Annotated in this window: 18 protein-coding genes; 9 read left to right on the top strand and 9 right to left on the bottom strand. The window is 58.8% G+C overall.

The window, feature by feature from the left end; all coding sequences use genetic code 11:
- Nucleotides 1-211: 211 nt before the first annotated feature.
- From smrA to greB, 3 genes are read left to right on the top strand one after another with little or no spacing between them, the layout of a single operon-like run.
- A complete protein-coding gene (gene smrA, locus sS8_RS14810) occupies nt 212-808 on the top strand; it encodes a DNA endonuclease SmrA (RefSeq protein WP_119632812.1) in 597 nt (198 codons plus the stop codon).
- 45 nt (nt 809-853) lie between these two features.
- A complete protein-coding gene (locus sS8_RS14805) occupies nt 854-1,945 on the top strand; it encodes a phosphotransferase enzyme family protein (RefSeq protein ID WP_119630282.1) in 1,092 nt (363 codons plus the stop codon).
- A 37-nt stretch (nt 1,946-1,982) separates the two neighbouring features.
- The gene (gene greB, locus sS8_RS14800) at nt 1,983-2,477 is read left to right on the top strand and encodes a transcription elongation factor GreB (protein ID WP_119630281.1); all 495 of its coding nucleotides are present in this window, start codon (nt 1,983-1,985) and stop codon (nt 2,475-2,477) included.
- Nucleotides 2,478-2,554: 77 nt separating this feature from the next.
- Here the strand turns inward: greB and sS8_RS14795 are convergent, their stop codons facing one another.
- Together sS8_RS14795 and sS8_RS14790 are read right to left on the bottom strand one after the other, a co-directional pair.
- Nucleotides 2,555-3,424 carry a choice-of-anchor L family PEP-CTERM protein gene (locus sS8_RS14795; RefSeq protein WP_119630280.1) on the bottom strand — a complete coding sequence of 290 codons (870 nt, stop codon included), beginning with the start codon at nt 3,422-3,424 and terminating at the stop codon, nt 2,555-2,557.
- 322 nt (nt 3,425-3,746) lie between these two features.
- On the bottom strand, nt 3,747-4,373 hold the full coding sequence (locus sS8_RS14790; protein ID WP_119630279.1) for a nucleotidyltransferase family protein: 627 nt from the start codon (nt 4,371-4,373) through the stop codon (nt 3,747-3,749).
- A gap of 86 nt (nt 4,374-4,459) precedes the next feature.
- On the opposite strand from sS8_RS14790, the gene sS8_RS14785 reads away from it, so the two are divergent.
- Genes sS8_RS14785 through sS8_RS14775 form a run of 3 tightly spaced genes read left to right on the top strand, consistent with a single transcriptional unit; the run spans nt 4,460 to nt 8,237 of the window.
- Entirely contained in the window at nt 4,460-4,927 is a 468-nt protein-coding gene (locus tag sS8_RS14785) for a (2Fe-2S)-binding protein (protein WP_119630278.1), read from the top strand.
- Nucleotides 4,924-7,092 (top strand): xanthine dehydrogenase family protein molybdopterin-binding subunit, encoded by a 2,169-nt coding sequence (locus sS8_RS14780; protein WP_119630277.1) that lies wholly within the window; start codon nt 4,924-4,926, stop codon nt 7,090-7,092. The genes sS8_RS14785 and sS8_RS14780 overlap by 4 nt, the downstream gene beginning before the upstream one ends.
- Nucleotides 7,093-7,103: 11 nt before the next feature.
- A complete protein-coding gene (locus sS8_RS14775; RefSeq protein WP_119630276.1) occupies nt 7,104-8,237 on the top strand; it encodes an XdhC family protein in 1,134 nt (377 codons plus the stop codon).
- A 23-nt stretch (nt 8,238-8,260) separates the two neighbouring features.
- Here sS8_RS14775 and sS8_RS14770 read toward each other — a convergent pair whose 3' ends face one another.
- From sS8_RS14770 to sS8_RS14740, 7 genes are all read right to left on the bottom strand, one after another.
- Nucleotides 8,261-8,866 (bottom strand): CPBP family intramembrane glutamic endopeptidase, encoded by a 606-nt coding sequence (locus tag sS8_RS14770; RefSeq protein ID WP_119630275.1) that lies wholly within the window; start codon nt 8,864-8,866, stop codon nt 8,261-8,263.
- A gap of 9 nt (nt 8,867-8,875) precedes the next feature.
- A complete protein-coding gene (locus tag sS8_RS14765; RefSeq protein WP_179952371.1) occupies nt 8,876-10,270 on the bottom strand; it encodes a sodium:solute symporter family protein in 1,395 nt (464 codons plus the stop codon).
- A 469-nt stretch (nt 10,271-10,739) separates the two neighbouring features.
- Entirely contained in the window at nt 10,740-11,021 is a 282-nt protein-coding gene (locus sS8_RS14760; protein ID WP_232020322.1) for a hypothetical protein, read from the bottom strand.
- Between the two features lie 145 nt (nt 11,022-11,166).
- Complete coding sequence (locus sS8_RS14755) at nt 11,167-11,346, bottom strand: hypothetical protein (protein ID WP_119630273.1); 180 nt, start codon at nt 11,344-11,346, stop codon at nt 11,167-11,169.
- Between the two features lie 327 nt (nt 11,347-11,673).
- Nucleotides 11,674-12,231, bottom strand: coding sequence for an SRPBCC family protein (locus sS8_RS14750; protein ID WP_119630272.1), 558 nt, complete (start codon nt 12,229-12,231; stop codon nt 11,674-11,676).
- Nucleotides 12,232-12,325: 94 nt separating this feature from the next.
- Nucleotides 12,326-12,796 (bottom strand): CYTH domain-containing protein, encoded by a 471-nt coding sequence (locus tag sS8_RS14745; RefSeq protein ID WP_119630271.1) that lies wholly within the window; start codon nt 12,794-12,796, stop codon nt 12,326-12,328.
- Nucleotides 12,797-12,861: 65 nt separating this feature from the next.
- Complete coding sequence (locus sS8_RS14740; protein ID WP_119630270.1) at nt 12,862-13,785, bottom strand: LysR family transcriptional regulator; 924 nt, start codon at nt 13,783-13,785, stop codon at nt 12,862-12,864.
- 128 nt (nt 13,786-13,913) lie between these two features.
- Between sS8_RS14740 and sS8_RS14735 the strand changes: the two genes are divergently transcribed.
- The 3 genes from sS8_RS14735 to mltB all read left to right on the top strand — a co-directional run bounded on the left by sS8_RS14735 (nt 13,914) and on the right by mltB (nt 16,581).
- Nucleotides 13,914-14,375, top strand: a complete 462-nt coding sequence (locus sS8_RS14735; RefSeq protein ID WP_119630269.1) for a YybH family protein — start codon at nt 13,914-13,916, stop codon at nt 14,373-14,375.
- 271 nt (nt 14,376-14,646) lie between these two features.
- Nucleotides 14,647-15,228, top strand: a complete 582-nt coding sequence (sodB, locus tag sS8_RS14730; RefSeq protein WP_119630268.1) for a superoxide dismutase [Fe] — start codon at nt 14,647-14,649, stop codon at nt 15,226-15,228.
- A 159-nt stretch (nt 15,229-15,387) separates the two neighbouring features.
- Complete coding sequence (mltB, locus tag sS8_RS14725; protein WP_119630267.1) at nt 15,388-16,581, top strand: lytic murein transglycosylase B; 1,194 nt, start codon at nt 15,388-15,390, stop codon at nt 16,579-16,581.
- The last annotated feature ends 29 nt before the right edge of the window (nt 16,582-16,610 follow it).

The following is a 16,610-nucleotide window of genomic DNA, read 5'->3' as shown; positions in this document are numbered from 1 at the left end:
CAGGACTTCGGGTTATCGGGTGGCATAGGGGCAGCCCTCCGTCTCGGTCGGTAAAGTTTGTTATGCTCTAGTCATGACCCTTGCCACCGGTCTCGGTGCGCCGGGGGTTTTCGCCGGGTGGACGAAGCCGTGCGGATCGAAAACACATTCAACCTTGACAACGATCGTCAAGACCGTCGCACGGACTCGACATGCGATCGAGGTTATAAATATGACCGACGACGACCTAAAATTATTTCAGCAAGAAATGGCCGATGTCCGGCCCATCGATCATTCGGGCCGTGCCGTTCTTACCCATCGCGAGGCACCCACGCCCGGTCAGCTCTATCGGCGCGAGTCGGCCCAGCGCGGGACCGGCTTCGACGAGAATCAGCTTCCGACGGCTTTCGTCGAATTCGTCCATCCGGAAGCGGTCATCAGTTTCAAGCGCGGCGGCATTCAAAACGGCGTGTTCCGCAAGCTGCGGCAAGGCGGCTACGCCGTCGAGGCGATGTTGGACCTGCACGGCCTGACCGTGGAACAGGCCCGCCACGAAGTGTTTCGATTCATCCGCGACTGCGTGCGCCACGATGTGCGTTCGGCTCTGATCAGCCACGGCAAGGGACGCGGAAACAAGGAGCAGAAGCCTTTGCTGAAGAGCTGTGTAGCCCGCTGGCTGCCGATGTTCCCGGAGATCATGGCGTTTCACAGCGCCCAGAAGTGGCACGGCGGCACCGGCGCGGTCTATCTGCTGCTCCGCAAGAGCGAGAAAGAGAAGGAAAGGACGCGCGAACGGCTGGGGCTGTCTTCGGGGAAACCGGTTCCTTGACGATGCCAGCCGCGAAAGGAACAACAAGGCAGAGATCGGACGAGCATGAACCTGAAAGAAACCGCGAACCGCGTCGCCCGCCGCTTCGTGGCCGAAGAGGGGCATCTTTGCATCCGGCCCTTGGGCGAAGGGCTGATCAACGATACTTTTCTGGTCACGGTGGAACAGCCGAGTGAAGAGCGGTTCGTGCTTCAGCGCATCAACCGGCGGGTGTTTCCCGAGCCCGGTCTGATCATGGAGAACCTCCGGGTTCTGCTGGATCATGTCCGGGCGCTTCAAGCCGAGACCGAAAACTCGCGCGATCTGAAGTTTCCGGAAATTCGCGTCACTCGCGAAGGACTGGACTTCTGGACCGACCCGGAGGGCGATTTCTGGCGCGCTCTCGGCTTCATTGCGGACACGTGCAGTCATGATAACGTGCAGGATGCCGCTCAGGCCGAGGAAGTGGGTTATGCCCTCGGACGCTTCCATGCGCTGACCAGCGATCTCGATCCCGGCTCCTTGCACGATACCCTGCCGGGATTTCACGTCGCACCCGGTTACCTCGCGCGGTTCGATCGCGTCATGGCCCGCGGCCTAGGGTTTCCGGAAACCGCGGAGCTTCGTTTCGCCCGGGATTTCGTCGAAGCGCGGCGCCCGGTTTTTGCCGTTTTGGAACAGGCAGAGCTTCCGCGCCGGGTCATTCACGGCGATCCCAAGCTCAATAACGTCTTGTTCGACGCGGGAAGCGGACGCGCCGCCAGTCTGATCGACCTCGACACGGTGAAACCGGGCTTGGTTCATTACGATCTGGGGGACTGCCTTCGCTCCTGCTGCAACCGATCGGGCGAAGCGGCGGACGACGCCTCGAAAGTGACTTTCGATCTCGATATCTGCCGTGCCATTTTGCGGGCGTATTTCGCCGAAACCGGCGATTTTTTGACCGAGATCGAACGCCACTATCTGTATGACGCAGTCCGGCTGCTCCCCCTGGAGCTGGGGCTGCGCTTCCTGACCGACCATCTGGAAGGTGACCGCTATTTCAAGGTGGCGCAGCCGGGACAGAACCTGGAGCGGGCCCTGGTCCAGTTCCGTTTGGCGGAAACCGTCGAGGCCCGGGAAAAATTCATCCGGAAGTTGACCGACGAACGGTCTTGATATACTTCCCCGCCCAAGAATAGTTACGGAATCCGAAATGTCACGGTGGCGGCCTCCATCTTCCAAATCCTCTCCCTACATCACCGCGGAAGGCGCGGAGAAGCTCAGAGCCGAGCTCAAAGGGCTGTGGGAGCGCCGCGCCGACGTGACCAGGCATCTGGCGGCCGCCGCTGCCGAAGGCGATCGTTCGGAGAATGCCGAATATATCTACCGGAAGAAAGAGCTGAGGGAGGTCGATCGTCGTATCCGCTATTTGCAGAAGCGCCTGCCGGAATTGAAGGTCGTCGCTCAATTGCCCCCGGACCGGGCGCGCGTTTTTTTCGGAGCTTGGGTGACCCTGGAAAATGCCGATGGCGAAGAATCGACCTACCGCATCGTCGGTGCCGACGAATTCGATCCGCAGAAAGGCTGGATCAGCGTCGATTCGCCCATGGCTCGGGCCTTGCTCAAGAAAGCCATCGATGACGATGTGATCGTGAACACGCCCACGGGACCCATGCGGTGCGTGATCATGGATATCGGTTACGAGTAGGGTTCGAACGAGCGGCAAGCGAAAAAAAGCGGGCGTGCGCCCGCTTTAGATCACGAAGATTTTATAGTTGTTGTCGATCAGGCCCGCCGAAAACGGCGCATCCCCACCAGGCCGGCGCCAAGCAAGGCGAGAGTGGCGGGTTCCGGCACCGGATTGTTGGGATTGGTCGCACTGAAGCTTCCGGCTTTCAGGAACACGGCGGAGTCTAAGATTGTGTCGCCGGCGTCGGCAATCGCCAGTTTGATATGGTGGGTACCGGCGGACAGTCCCAGCGCGCTGGCCAACAAGACTTTCGTGAACCCGTCATACTGGATGTCGAAGAACGGACCACCATTTTGAATGTCGTTGTTGACGAATTGATCACAGTTCTCGGGATCCGAACCGGGCAGGGCACCGCCGCCGGAATAGCCGCAATTGACGGTGTTGATCGAAACCGGCGTGCTGGTGCCTGGAATGAGTGCGATGTTCACGCCGTCGACGAAAAAAGCGAATACGTCATTCACAGAAGCATTTACGTATTCATTATATTCCTCTGAAGCGAACACATAGGAGAAGAACAGATCCCCGGTGGTTGTTTCAAAGTCGAATTCCAGAATGTTTTTGTCGTGGGTGGTAAAACCAGAAAGCGCGGATAGTTCGGCATCGCTTCCGGTTCCGGTTTGGGTGGTGGTGCCATCCTCATTGTTAGGACCTGGGGCATTGTGCACACTGCCGCTGGTTAGCATGATGCCGCTGTCGATTCCGATGCCCGATGCGGCGCCGTCGGAAAAGAAACCTTGTTGGGTGGAGGCACCGACTAAGGTGGCATTGCTGATCGTAATGCCGGCACCGACCAAGGCGGTTGCGAGTGCAGTGGCATCGTCGCTGGCTGTGACGGTCAATGCCGAAGCATTGCCGGATAAAGTGATGGCCCCCAAGACTGCGAGCGCTAACGTGCTTTTTTTCATTCAAATAGTCCTCAAAGCAAATTATTGATGTTTTTTTGAGCGGTTTTCCAACCGGGAACTGAAGTAGCAAAGTATTTGCCAATTAATTTAAGTGTTTTTTAAACAAATATTTATGACGAATATCCGATGAGTATCCGGATGGTGTAACAAAATCGAAACAGAGATGTAAAATTTCTTGACGGTTGTTTTTGCCGGAAGGATCTGGTAAGTGCGCCGCGACTGACTCTTCAATCGAACTGAACCTGTTCGAGCCGACGGGAACCCGTCTTTTCTGCCGCCGGACTTTCGCGAGTGTTTGTCCAAAAAATGCTTTGTGTCGTCCTTACGGGTTGGGACTGGGCATCGAATTTAGCAGCCGCGCATAATCTTCCGCGGTATCGATGTCGAGATTGCCTTCCGGTAGGTCGATGAAAACGGCGGACTGAAGGTGGCGAAGGATGACTTTCTTCGCGCCTTGATCCCCCGCCAACCGGGCTAAATCAGCGAAAAGAGAGCGGTGAAACACGGCCGGTGCGCCGACGGCATCGCCGTAGCGGGAGGCGGCGACGGACGGGCGGGAAGCGCTGAACGCCGCGGCCAGGTCGTTCAAATGACGGTGCTCGATCAGCGCCTGATCGCACAAGGCCAGGAGCGCCGCGTCCGGTTCCGGCTCCGCGTCTTTGAGGACGGAAACGCCCGCCCGGATCGAGCTGCCGATGCCTTCTTCCCAGTCGGGATTGACTATCGCGCGTAGCTCCAGTCCTCTCAGTTCTCCCGCAAGCATCTCGGCCTCGGCGCCCAGAACGACGATCACCGGAGCGCATCGCGAAGCCAGGGCTGCTTCGGCCGACCGGCGCAGAAGACTTTTACCCCGCCAGGTCAGCAGTTGTTTGGGCGTTCCCAGGCGCCTGGAGCCGCCTGCGGCGAGCAGTATCAGGCCGATTTTCGGCTCGTTCGGGTCGGTTGACATCGTCGGGCGCCTCGGGCATGTTGCCGAATGAACGTCTTGAACCGCACAATCCGTGCGCATTTGATTATAGCGAGAGGAGGGAGCACATGGTCGCGTTGAACGTCAACGGCGAACGTCATCAAGTGGATGTTTCCGGAGATACCCCTCTGCTCTGGGTTCTCAGGGATCACCTGGGACTCACCGGCACCAAGTACGGCTGCGGCGTGGCTGCGTGCGGCGCGTGTACCGTGCATATCGATGGAGAACCGGCCCGCTCCTGTATAACCCCCGTTTCCAGTGTAGGCGGCAAGCAAGTCACGACCATCGAAGGCTTGTCCAGGCAAGGCGATCACCCGGTGCAGAAAGCCTGGATCGAAGCGGATGTGCCGCAATGCGGCTATTGCCAGTCCGGCCAGATTATGGCGGCCGCGGCACTGCTGGCGAAAAATCCCGAACCCGGCGATGCCGATATCGATACCGCGATGGCCGGCGTTCTGTGCCGCTGCGGAACCTATCAGCGCATCCGCAAGGCGATACACCGAGCCGCGGCCATGGCAAAAGGAGCTGAGTCATGAGGCAGGAACCCATTGATCCCCGGCGTCGACAATTTCTCAAGTCTTCCGCCTTGCTCGGCGGCGGTCTGGTCATCGCCTTCCATCTCCCCCGCACCGTGAAGTTCGCCATGGCCGCGGAAGAACCGGCCAGGACTTATCCGCCCAATGCCTTTATCCGCATCGGCGAGGATGAAACCGTCACGATCCTGATCAATAAGTCGGAAATGGGACAGGGGGTTTACACCTCGCTGGCGATGCTGGTGGCCGACGAACTGGAAGCCGACTGGAGCAAGGTCCGGGTCGAGGCCGCTCCGGTTGCGCCGGTCTACAACCATACCGTCTGGAACTTACAGGCCACGGGCGGCAGCACCAGCGTGTCGAGTTCCTGGGAACAGCTGCGCAAGGTCGGCGCGGCCGGGCGCGCGCTTCTGATCCGGGCTGCCGCCGAGACCTGGAAAGTCAAGCCGGATGCCTGCCATGCGGAGAACGGCCATGTGATCCACAAACCGACGCAGCGGCGTTTGTCTTACGGCGTCCTGAGCGCCAGGGCGGCCGAGCTGCCGATGCCGGCCGGGGTCAAGCTCAAGGACCCCAAGCAGTTCAAGCTGATCGGCAAGCCGACCCGCCGCCTCGATACGCCGGCCAAGACCGACGGCACGGCCCGGTTCGGAATCGACGTGCAGCTGCCGGGGCTGTTGACCGCGCTTGTCGCGCGCCCGCCGGTATTCGGGGCCACGCTCAAAAGCTTCGATCCCGCCAAATCCAGGGCCGTTGCCGGCGTGGTCGACGTGGTTCGGATTCCGTCCGGCATCGCCGTGGTGGCCAAGGACTTCTGGTCGGCCAAGAAGGGGCGCGATGTCTTGGAGGTCGTGTGGGACAGGGGAACGAATGCCGATCTGTCTTCCGCCGGGCTGCACGAGGAGTTCGCGCGATTGGCCATGACGTCGGGGGTTCCGGCCAAAGAAAAAGGCGATCCGACCGGCGTCCTGGCCAAGATCGCCAAGCCGTTCGGCGCCGAGTACGCAGTTCCTTATCTGGCCCACGCTCCGATGGAGCCTTTGAACTGTACGGTGGATCTCCGCGAGGACCGTTGCGAGATTTGGACCGGCACCCAGTTCCAGACGGTCGACCGCAACCACGCCGCGGCCATCGCGGGGCTAAAGCCGGAACAGGTCGAACTGCACACGACTTTGCTCGGGGGCGGTTTCGGGCGGCGGGGGAACCCGCAATCGGATTTCGTGAGCGAAGCCGTACACGTCGCCAAAGCGGTAAAGAAACCGGTCAAGGTGGTTTGGACCCGCGAGGATGATATCAAGGGCGGCTACTATCGTCCGGCCTTCTACGATCGGTTGACCGCGGGTCTCGATGCGAAAGGCAGGCTGATCGCCTGGTCTCATACCCTCGTTGGCCAGTCCATCGCCATCGGCACGCCGTTCGAATCGGCCATGATCCGCGACGGGGTCGACGTGTCTTCCGTCGAAGGGGCGGCCGATCTGCCCTATGCGATTCCGAACGTCCGTGTCGATCTGCACAGTCCCAGGCTCGAGATCCCGGTGCTGTGGTGGCGTTCGGTGGGCCATTCGCATACCGCGTTCGTGGTCGAAAGCTTCATTGACGAAGTCGCCCACGCGGCCGGCAAGGACCCGTATCGGTTCCGCCGCGACTTGCTGGCCAAACATCCCCGCCATCGCGGTGTTCTCGAACTGGCGGCGAAGAAAGCCGGGTGGGGTTCGAGTCTCCCGAAAGGCCGCGGGCGCGGCATCGCCGTGCATTCCTCGTTCGGCAGCTATGTGGCGCAAGTCGCCGAAGTTTCGGTGGAAGACGGACAAGCCAGAGCGCATCGGGTGGTCTGCGCCATCGATTGCGGCCAAGTGGTCAACCCGGACACCATCGCGGCGCAAATGGAAAGCGGTATCGTCTGGGCGCTTTCCGCGGCGCTCCACGGGGAAATCACTCTGAACAAGGGCGAAGTGGAGCAGAGCAATTTCACCGACTATCCGATCTTGCGGATCGACGAGATGCCCGTTGTAGAGGTGCATATCGTACCCAGCCGGGAACCGCCGTCCGGCGTCGGCGAGCCCGGGGTGCCGCCATTGGCACCGGCCGTGACCAACGCGGTGTTCGCCGCGACCGGCAAACGCATCCGCTCGTTACCTTTGACCGGGCACGACCTCAAGACCGTTTAAGGTGGAGCATCATGTCGCAGAGCAAGGAATTGCAGGACATTCTGGCCGCGCTCGATCAGGCAGGAAAGCCGCGTGTGCTGGCCACGGTGATCGAGGCGAGAGGTTCCACTTATCGGCGTGCAGGCGCGCGCTTGCTGATTCTGGATGACGGAACTCTGGTCGGCGGTCTCAGCGGCGGCTGCCTGGAAATCGACATCCTCGCTCGCTCCGAAGACATTACCGCGGACGGTCGGCCGACCGTCATCACCTACGACCATAGCTCCGATGCGGATCTGGTGTTCGGTTTGGCGCTGGGCTGTAACGGCGTTATCCGCGTCCTGATCGAACCTCTGCCGGGCGGGGAACCGCCGGCCTATCTGCGGGCCATTCAAACCAGCCTGGCCTTACGGCAAGCCATGGCGTTGGCCGTGGTCGTCGGCTGTTCGGACGATCTCGGGCATCGGCCGGGCGAGCGGCTATGGATCGGTGCGGATATCGCCATCGGCGGAGAACTCGCTCGAAGCGCATACGCCGAGTGCATCATCGATGATGCGCGAGAAGTTTTGAACAGTGGACGATCGGAGCTGAAAACCTATGGCAGCGGCGCGGGCGAGTTGGAGATTTTCATCGAGTCGGTCCGGCCGCCGCCTTCTTTGATCATCTTCGGCGCCGGCCACGACGCGATCCCCCTGGCGGATCTCGGCAAGCGGCTCGGTTGGCATATTACCGTGGTCGACGGCCGGCCGGCCTTCGTCTCGCGGGAACGTTTTCCCATGGCGGACGAGGTGTGCCTCTGCCGCGCCGAAGCCGTTCCGAACGACATTTCGCTGCAAGAGACCGGGGCCGCGGTGGTGATGAACCACCATTATCACCACGACCGGGCTATTCTCGCCCATCTCTTGGCCTCGCCGGTGCCTTACGTCGGCGTACTCGGCCCGCGTGAACGCACGCGAAAGATGCTCGAAGAGCTGGACCGGGACGGGCTCGGCTTCGACCAAACCCGATTGAGCCGGCTGCACGGCCCGGCCGGGCTGGACCTGGGTGCGGAGACGCCGGACCAGGTGGCTTTGTCGATCATCGCCGAGATTCTGGCGGTCTCGTCGGGGCGGTCGGGAGCGCCGCTCAAATATCGCGAAGCGCCGATACACGAACCGCCGGTGTTTTAGTGCTATTTCCGGCCGCGGCAGATTCAGAACGACCGGCTTTGCTGTCGGCGATAGGTCTGGGCCACGGCGATGAAAGCCAGGAAGTCGTAGATGGCGTGAATGAGGATGGGGACGACGAGATTTCGTTCGCCGCCGAAATCCAGCGCGACTCCGAGATAAACGCCGGTGAGTCCGGCAAGCAGCGCATAAAGAGGCGTGACCCAATGCACCAGGGCGAACACCAGGTTACTGAAGGCGAGACCGCCTACCCATCCCCAGTTTTGTTCGAACCAGGGCTGTAGCAGGCCGCGGAACAGGATTTCTTCCGAAATGCCGGCCAGGAATCCCAGGTACAGCATTTGCTGCCAGCGGTAGCGGCTCAGAAAGGGGCCCAGTTTGTCGACCAGGAAATTTCTGACGGCACGCATGCCTTGCCATGGCAGGTTATAGGACAGGGCAAAAAGGGCATAAAGCGGCAATGTGCCCAGAATGCCCCAGACCAGCGCCATGCCGCTGAATTCGATGTGCGCCAGGGGATTGATGGAAACCGCCCAGCCGATCCCATAGGCGATCAGGATCAGGGCGCCTTCGAAATAGGTGGCAATCTTGAGGAATTGGTTATATCGGGTAGGGGGGCGTTGGTCTAGCATCGTTCAAGACTATGTGGAGGCTTCAGCAGCCGCATTCAAGGTTCGACTCTCCCAAACGGCCACCAAAAGATAGGCCACGAGGCTGGCCGCGAGGGATACCAGGTAGGGAATCGCCAGGTCCAGGACATGACTGCTCACCAGCCATGCGATCATGCCGACGATCATCGCCGACGCCGCGCTTTTGGCGTGGCCGATGTGTGTGAACAAACCGAGCAGGACGACGACGAAAATCGGCGCGCCGCCAAAGGCCGAGGCTTCTTCCACCAGCGCATATACACCCTCGGCGTGGAGCGCCAGCACATAGGCCACAATACCGAAAATCAATACGCCCGCGCGGGCGATGCGTACCTTGCCCGATTCGGATACGGTTCCCGTCAGGGGTATTACCAGATTGTGGGAAACCAGGGCGGATGCGGCGAGAAGGGCGCTGTCCACAGTCGAGAGGATGGCGGAAATCAAGGCTCCGGCGAACAGCACGTAGGCGAATGTGGAGAGGTGCTGCTGCGCCAGCCGGGGGAGGATTTGCTCGGGATTTTCGAGACCGGGCAGCAGGTGAATCCCGAGCAGCCCGATGAAGACCGGAACCGACCCCGCCAGCAGATACAATCCGCCCCCTGCCAGACAGCTCGCCCTGGCGACATGGTGGGATCGGCTTGCCAGAATGCGTGCGCAGAGTTCCTGGGCGAACAACGAGCCCGAGATCGGTATCATCCAGGTTTCGATAATCTCCAACAGCGGTTTTTCGCCATCGCCGAACAGTCTGAGCCGTGACGGCTCGATCATGCTGAAGCTTGCTCCAAGACCTCCGTTGGCAGAGGTTACGAGATAAAAAAGCACGGCCAGGCCGATGAGTAGCGCGATGCCCTGGATCAGGTCGGTAATCACATCGGCGAACAGGCCGCCATAAACGGTATAAACGATAACCACAGCAGCTGCGATCGTAATGGCCACGTCCACCTCGAAATCAGAAGAGGCTGAAATGACCTGCCCGAATGCACGAACCTGCGCGGCCGCCCACATGATGGAAGTCGGCGCGAGCATGAGTACCGCCAGGCGCTCGACCTTGGGGGAATAACGGATACGGAACAGGTCGGCCAAAGTGGTGAGTTTTCTTTTCCAAAGAGGAACGGCGAAGAACAGGCCCATCAGGAGCAGGCAGGCGGCGTAGCCGAAAGGGTCGGCCGAACCGCCGGAAAGTCCCGATCGGTAAATCGACCCGGCTGCGCCGATGCAGGTTTCCGCTCCGAACCAGGTCGCAAATACGGTGAAGGTGCCCAGTTTGATTCCCAGACGGCGGCCCGCCAAAAGATAATCGTCTTCGCTGGCTATGTGCCTCGATACCAGCATGCCGATCAACAGTTGGAGCAGGATGTAAGCTACGATGCCGAATAGTACGACATTCATGGGCGGCAGCCTATTTTGGACAAACGGGTGAAGCTGTGGGCGCGTAATTCTAACGGAAAATGCCATCACGCAAAAAACGCGGTGACACTATCGAATACGCTTAAAGCTTTTGACGGGCTGAAAAAAGATGTGCGCCGAAAGATCCCGAGTCTATCGGCGGAATAAGGCTGATGTGCGGGATAGCGCCGCGCCTCCGGCAACCCGGAAAGCGAGACCGGGAGTCGTTCCCGGCTTGGTGTTGTCAGAGATGACGATTGTTTCGTCGGGTGAATAGAGCGCTACGGCACGATGAGGCGGGAAGTCCGGTGCGAATCCTTTGCCCGAACGCTCATGGGTATTCTCCGGGGACCTCCGGAATAAGGACGTCGGGCGGAACGGTGCGACGATATTTTACGCGAGTTGTCGGAGGAATCCGCTGAACCGTGAGCCGATTTGACTCGACTTCCGACTCAGCGGGGACCTGACAGCTTCAACCTTCTCCGGGAAATAGCCCCACCGAGCCGGGTTTGAGCCGCTTGCAGGTTACCACGATGTCCTCCACGTGGCATTTGTACTTGCCGGCTCCGGAGGCATCGCCGCTGCATTCCTCGCAGACCAGCTTGCCCTGGTCGTTTGCTTCGGACACGTACCAGCCATAGCCTTGGGTTTCGCAGAACCGTTTCGTGAACTTGTCGATGGTATACGGATCGGAGGCCCTTTGGGAGGCGTCCTCTTTGGCGGCACACTTTTGCGGCGGGATCGTGTTGCCCATGAGTTTTCGTTCTATATATTCGGCCGCAAACGCCGTACTGCAGGAGAAGAATAAGACGCTCACCAGGCAAAGCAATCTGGAACGTAAGGCTCTCGTTTTCATGAAGATGACCTCTTGATGGTGGTCTCGTGATGGGCGGCGACGGTCAGTTCAAGACGCGGATATTCATTTTGGCCGCCTCTTCAGACAGTTGTTGGCGAATCGGGTCGTACTTGTCGTTCTCGCTCAATTTCACCATGGCGATGGCGCCGACCAGCGCTAACGTTGCGAGCGCGACATAAAGCCAGAAATAATCTTTCTTCTCGACTTGGTTCTCGACATTCATTTTTGTCACCCTAATCCGGTTATAAGCTGGCCTTCAATGGCCAGGGGTTGTTGGGAGCCAGAGTTGCCGCAGATGCCGATAAACGGTATAAGGTCACTGCGGTTTCTGCGTGCGAATACAGAGAAGCCCTTCGAAAGCCGAAATACGGGGTCCTTGCCGACACTTTTAGGCACGCGGCAAGACTTGTCGAAACACCCGGTCGCGGCCTTTCGTGTCGGGTCAATACTGTATGCCCGGCTTGCGAGCCGTGTCAACTAGGATATTTCGATAATTTTGGAGACGACCGATGAGCCGCCGAGCATGACGGCAAGTCGCGCGCCGGTCCGGTCAGGCCGATAGGCTGGAGTCGTCGATTTTGAGGCTGAGGTGTTGCGGTCTGGCCGAGTCGCCCAGGTTTATCGCCAAAGCGATCAGATAGACATCCATGACCCCGTAGTAATTGATCACGAAGCGGTCGAAAAAGCGAAATAGCGGGCTATGGATGTTTTCCCGTTCGGTGATGGTCAATACGGTTCCGTCGCCGTCTTCCACGAGCTCGTAAATCCAGGTACCGGCCAGGGGAAGGTCTTCGCCGACGATAGCCGTGACCAGGCGCGAGCAAGGTTTGCTTTCGACCACTCGAAAATGCACTCGGCTATGCGGCGAACAGAGTTCGTACCAAGTGGGCAGGCCGTCGATCTCGGGGCCGAGCTCGACGCGAGTCAATCCCGGACGCCATGTCGGATAGGACTTGAAATCGCTGATGATGTCCCAAACCTGTGCGGACGGCGCGCCGAGACGGATGCGGCTGGCTGCCACATGGGTCTTCGGCAATCTTTTGCCGATGAATATCGCTGCCATGATCGAGACGGCGAATAGGAGCAAGATGAAGATAAAAGTCATCATGTCGCCGACTCCAGCGGCCGGAAAGCCATAGTTCCGTTGAAAACACGGGAGACCTGTGGGGGAATCGTCGCCCCACACCGCTTAATCTTGCCAGCTATTGCCAGCGATTATAAGGGGTGGCCGCCAGACTCGTGTTGTAATAACGCGGGTCGTACGTGACTTCTTCTCCCGCCCAGCCGGGTTTTTCGAAGATTTCGTCCGGCTTTTCCAGTTCGATTTCCGCTACTACGAGGCCTGCATTGTCGCCCTCGAAAACGTCGATTTCCCAGGTATGGGGTCCGACCTCGACGAAATAACGGGTTTTTTCGATGAGGGGTTTGCGGCTCAAACTGTTCAACATTGTGTGAGCATCGTCTAGCGGAATTTCATATTCGAATTCCAGCCGCTCCGTGCCCACGGTGACGCTCTTGATGTTGAGCCAGGCCCGGTCTCCGCAAGTTCTCACCCGTACCGAACAGTCGATTTCATGATTGAGATAGCCCTGGCGAAAATAGGCGGAGTCCCGGACGGACTCGCGCCAGCTGTCGTCGAGAACCAAGAATTTGCGTTCGATTTCTAGAGCCATAGCCCACGCTTCCCGTAAAAAAATGTAACCCGACCTCGCCCGGAATTGCGTGTCGACCGCGCGGGTTATTCCGTTGCATCCGCCCAGTCTTCCCAATAAGGTTTCGGATGAAAGCGCTCGCTCAGGAAGTCGACGAAGGTTCTCACTTTGGCCGACAGGTGCTTGCGGTGCGGGTAAACCGCGTGGATCTCCAGGGGGGCGGGTACGTAATCGGTAAGCACCGGGCTCAGCCGGCCTTTGCGGATGTCCTGGCCGACCATATAGGTCGGCAGCAAGATCAGGCCGAGACCGTTGATGGCGGCCATGCGCAAGGCATCGGCGACGTTCGCCTCCATGTTGCCGGTGACCTTGATCACCGTGGTTTCACCGCCGGGTATGCTGAATTGCCACTGGTCGCGGGGCGGCAGACTGGAGTTGGTCAGGCAGTTGTGCTTACGGAGATCGTCCGGCGTTTTGGGTATCCCGTGCTTCTTGAAGTAGCCGGGCGATCCGCAAACCACGCGCTGAGAACTGCCCAGTTTGCGGGCGATCAGGCTGGAATCGCGCATCTCGTCGAGATGAATCGCGAGGTCGAAGCCTTCTTCGATCAGATCGATATAGCCCGCCTGCAGCACCAGTTCCACGTTGACGTCCGGAAACGCCTCCATGTAGGCGGCTATCGCCGGGGCCAAATGGTATGCGCCGAAGAACGGCGTCGCATTCACTTTGAGGGTTCCGCGTGGCTCCGTCTGTAACCGGGTGACGGCGATTTCCATTTCTTCCATTTCGTCGAGAATCTGAAGGCACCGCTCCAGATAGACCATTCCCACCTCGGTAAGGCTGAGGTTTCGGGTCGTGCGGTTCAACAGCCTGATTCCGAGGCCATTCTCCAGCTGCATCACGTGCTTGGTCGCCATTGCCCTGGATAGTCCGAGTTCTTTGGCGGCCGAGGCGAAGCTGCCGGCCTTCGCGACCTTGGTAAATACCAACATGCTAGTCAATTTATCCATGGTGATCCGAGTCTATAATTTTAATTATGGAAACAATTCGTAGATGTTATTGGATATTGTAAACCACTTTTGTTTCTCTATAGTCTAGAGTCGTGTGCAAAAAGTTTTGGACTCAAGAAGGTGGTTACATGAAACGTAGCTTAGGACTGGTTATTGCTTTACTCGCCGCCCTGGGAACGGGAGCGTCCCGGGCAGCCGAAGACGTTAGACAAATCGCGGAGTCCAGCATTGCAAAGTGGAACGCGGCTTTCGCCAAGGGCAAAGTCGACGAGATCCTGTCTTTATATGCCGACAATGCGATGCTGGTGCAGCCGGACGGTTCGGTATCCAAGAGTGTCGGTGAAATCCGCGCATTTTGGCAAATGCTGATCCAGAAAGGCGTCTACGCGATGGATGTCGTCGATGCGCGCAGTGAGAAGGATGATACCATCGTCGCCACGACCAAGCTGAGTGACATCAAAACGCTGCAAGGTCCGTCGCAAGTGATGAAATATCGCTACGACGGCGTGCTTTACAGCGTACTGAAACGTCAGGCAGACGGAAGCTGGAAGGCACAAGTCCAGCAGTGGAGCGGCAGCCAAAAGATTTGACGCCGGGAGTCGGAACGGCCGAATCCCCCCGTTTAAGAGGTAACAAGAGCGATGGTCCGATATCGACCTGTGAACCGGGTGTTTCGAAAAAGAGCTTCATGCGAAGCTCTTTTTTTTGTCAAACGAAAAGGACGATTCTGTCCGTAGCTACTGCACACGCTTTTTTGAGTCACCTTTCGGATGTTAGACTAATATTCCCTACCATTTCAGTTGGAATATCGCCCGTTTCATCGGGCACGTTCGTTAAATCAATAGACAAAAGGAGAATCTGATGACTCATGAACTTCCCCCTTTACCCTACGCCAAGAATGCCTTGGAGCCGCACATTTCCGCGGAAACGCTCGAATACCATTACGGTAAGCACCATCAGACCTATGTCACCAACCTCAATAACCTGATCGCCGGTACCGATTTCGAGAAGCTACCGCTGGAAGACATCATCAAAAAATCTTCGGGCGGCATCTTCAACAACGCCGCTCAAGTCTGGAATCACACGTTCTATTGGAACAGCCTGAAACCCAATGGCGGCGGCGCGCCGGCCGGCGCATTGGCGGACGCGATCAATCAGGCCTTCGGCTCGTTCGACAAGTTCAAAGAGGAATTCACCAAGTGCGCCATCGGCACCTTCGGTTCGGGCTGGGCCTGGCTGGTGAAGAATGCGGACGGCAAGCTGGCCATCGTCAGCACCAGCAACGCCGGTAATCCGATGACCAGCGATCAAACGCCGCTGCTCACCTGCGATGTTTGGGAACACGCTTATTACATCGACTACCGCAACGCCCGTCCGAAATACGTGGAAGCCTTCTGGAACCTGGTCAACTGGGATTTCGCTTCAAAGAATTTCGGCGCTTGATGCACTGATACGACTCGGTCCTGTTGAAGGCCGGCCATCTTCCGAACTTCGGAAGATGGCCGGCCTTTTCTGGTTCAGGGACACACCGGCCGTTGACAATGATGTGGTTCCGCGTGTGATATTAAGTCTCCCCCCGTGCTCCGCCGATCATAAACGCCCATGAACGCAAGATTGAAACCGGTAATCCTATTGATATTGGCTGCAGCCCTGGTGGCGGGCTGCTCGACTCGAGTGCCCGCCAAGCCGCCGAAAAAGATCGCCAAGAAGAGTAACTTCGTCCCTCCGGCGAGGGTGGCGAACAAAGCCACCGTCCGCTCGGCCGGTGTGCCGCACGCGTCCGCGCCTTCCGGCTCATCGGTACGGGGCGGTTTACCCGTGCGCAGTCATTATGCCGCCTCCCGCATCACCGGGGATTATGCCGCTTATGAGGCGCTCGATCGGTTCATCGAGCAAATGGCCGGCCGGCATGGATTTTCCCGCGAGTATCTGAACGGCGTTTTTTCCCAAGCCAAGCGCAAACAGTGGACGCTCGATTATTTGGGCAAACAGTCCGGCGCTGCCGGACAGCCGCGCCCGGGCGCCTGGTCACGTTATCGTTCGAAGTTTCTCACCGAGCAACATATCTCCGGCGGCGTATCCTTCTGGCGCCGGCATGCCTCGGCACTGAAACGCGCCGGTGCGTTGTATGGCGTACCACCCGAATATATCGTCGGAATCATGGGGGTGGAGACGGTATACGGAGCCAATGTGGGCAATCATAGAGTGATTGACGCGCTGACCACCTTGTCGTTCGATTATCCGCTGCGCGCGAGTTTTTTCAGGTCCGAGCTGGAAAAGTTTCTGCTGATGACGCGCGACGAAGGGATCGATCCGTCCGCTCCGGTGGGTTCTTACGCCGGCGCGATGGGGCTGGGCCAATTCATGCCCAGCAGTTTTATGCAATGGGCGGTGGACTTCGACGGAGATGGCCGCCGTGATTTATGGAATCCGGTGGACGCCATCGGCAGTATCGCCAATTATTTCTCGGCTCACGGCTGGCAGCCGGGCGAGCCGGTGGTGACCGCGGCCAGGGCCAGTGGCATGGCCAGAACGCTCGAATCGGGATTCGATACCCGCTATTCCCTGGCGGCCTTGACCAGCCACGGTATCCAGCCCGTCGCCTCACTGGGCAGAGATTCGACGCTACGCCTGCTCCGCCTCAGCGCCGATTCCGGCGACGAATACTGGTTGGGCCATCAAAACTTCTACGTGATCACCCGTTACAACCACAGCACTCACTACGCCATGGCCGTGCACCAGCTCGCCCAGGCGATCAAGCGCCATTATTTCGAGAGTGTGGCGCTATCGCAGTAGCCGGAGGCGTCATCTTTCATTTGCTCGGA

Source organism: Methylocaldum marinum, from assembly GCF_003584645.1.
In the GTDB taxonomy this organism is placed as follows: Bacteria; Pseudomonadota; Gammaproteobacteria; order Methylococcales; family Methylococcaceae; genus Methylocaldum; species Methylocaldum marinum.
This window is presented reverse-complemented; position numbering and strand designations above follow the sequence as displayed.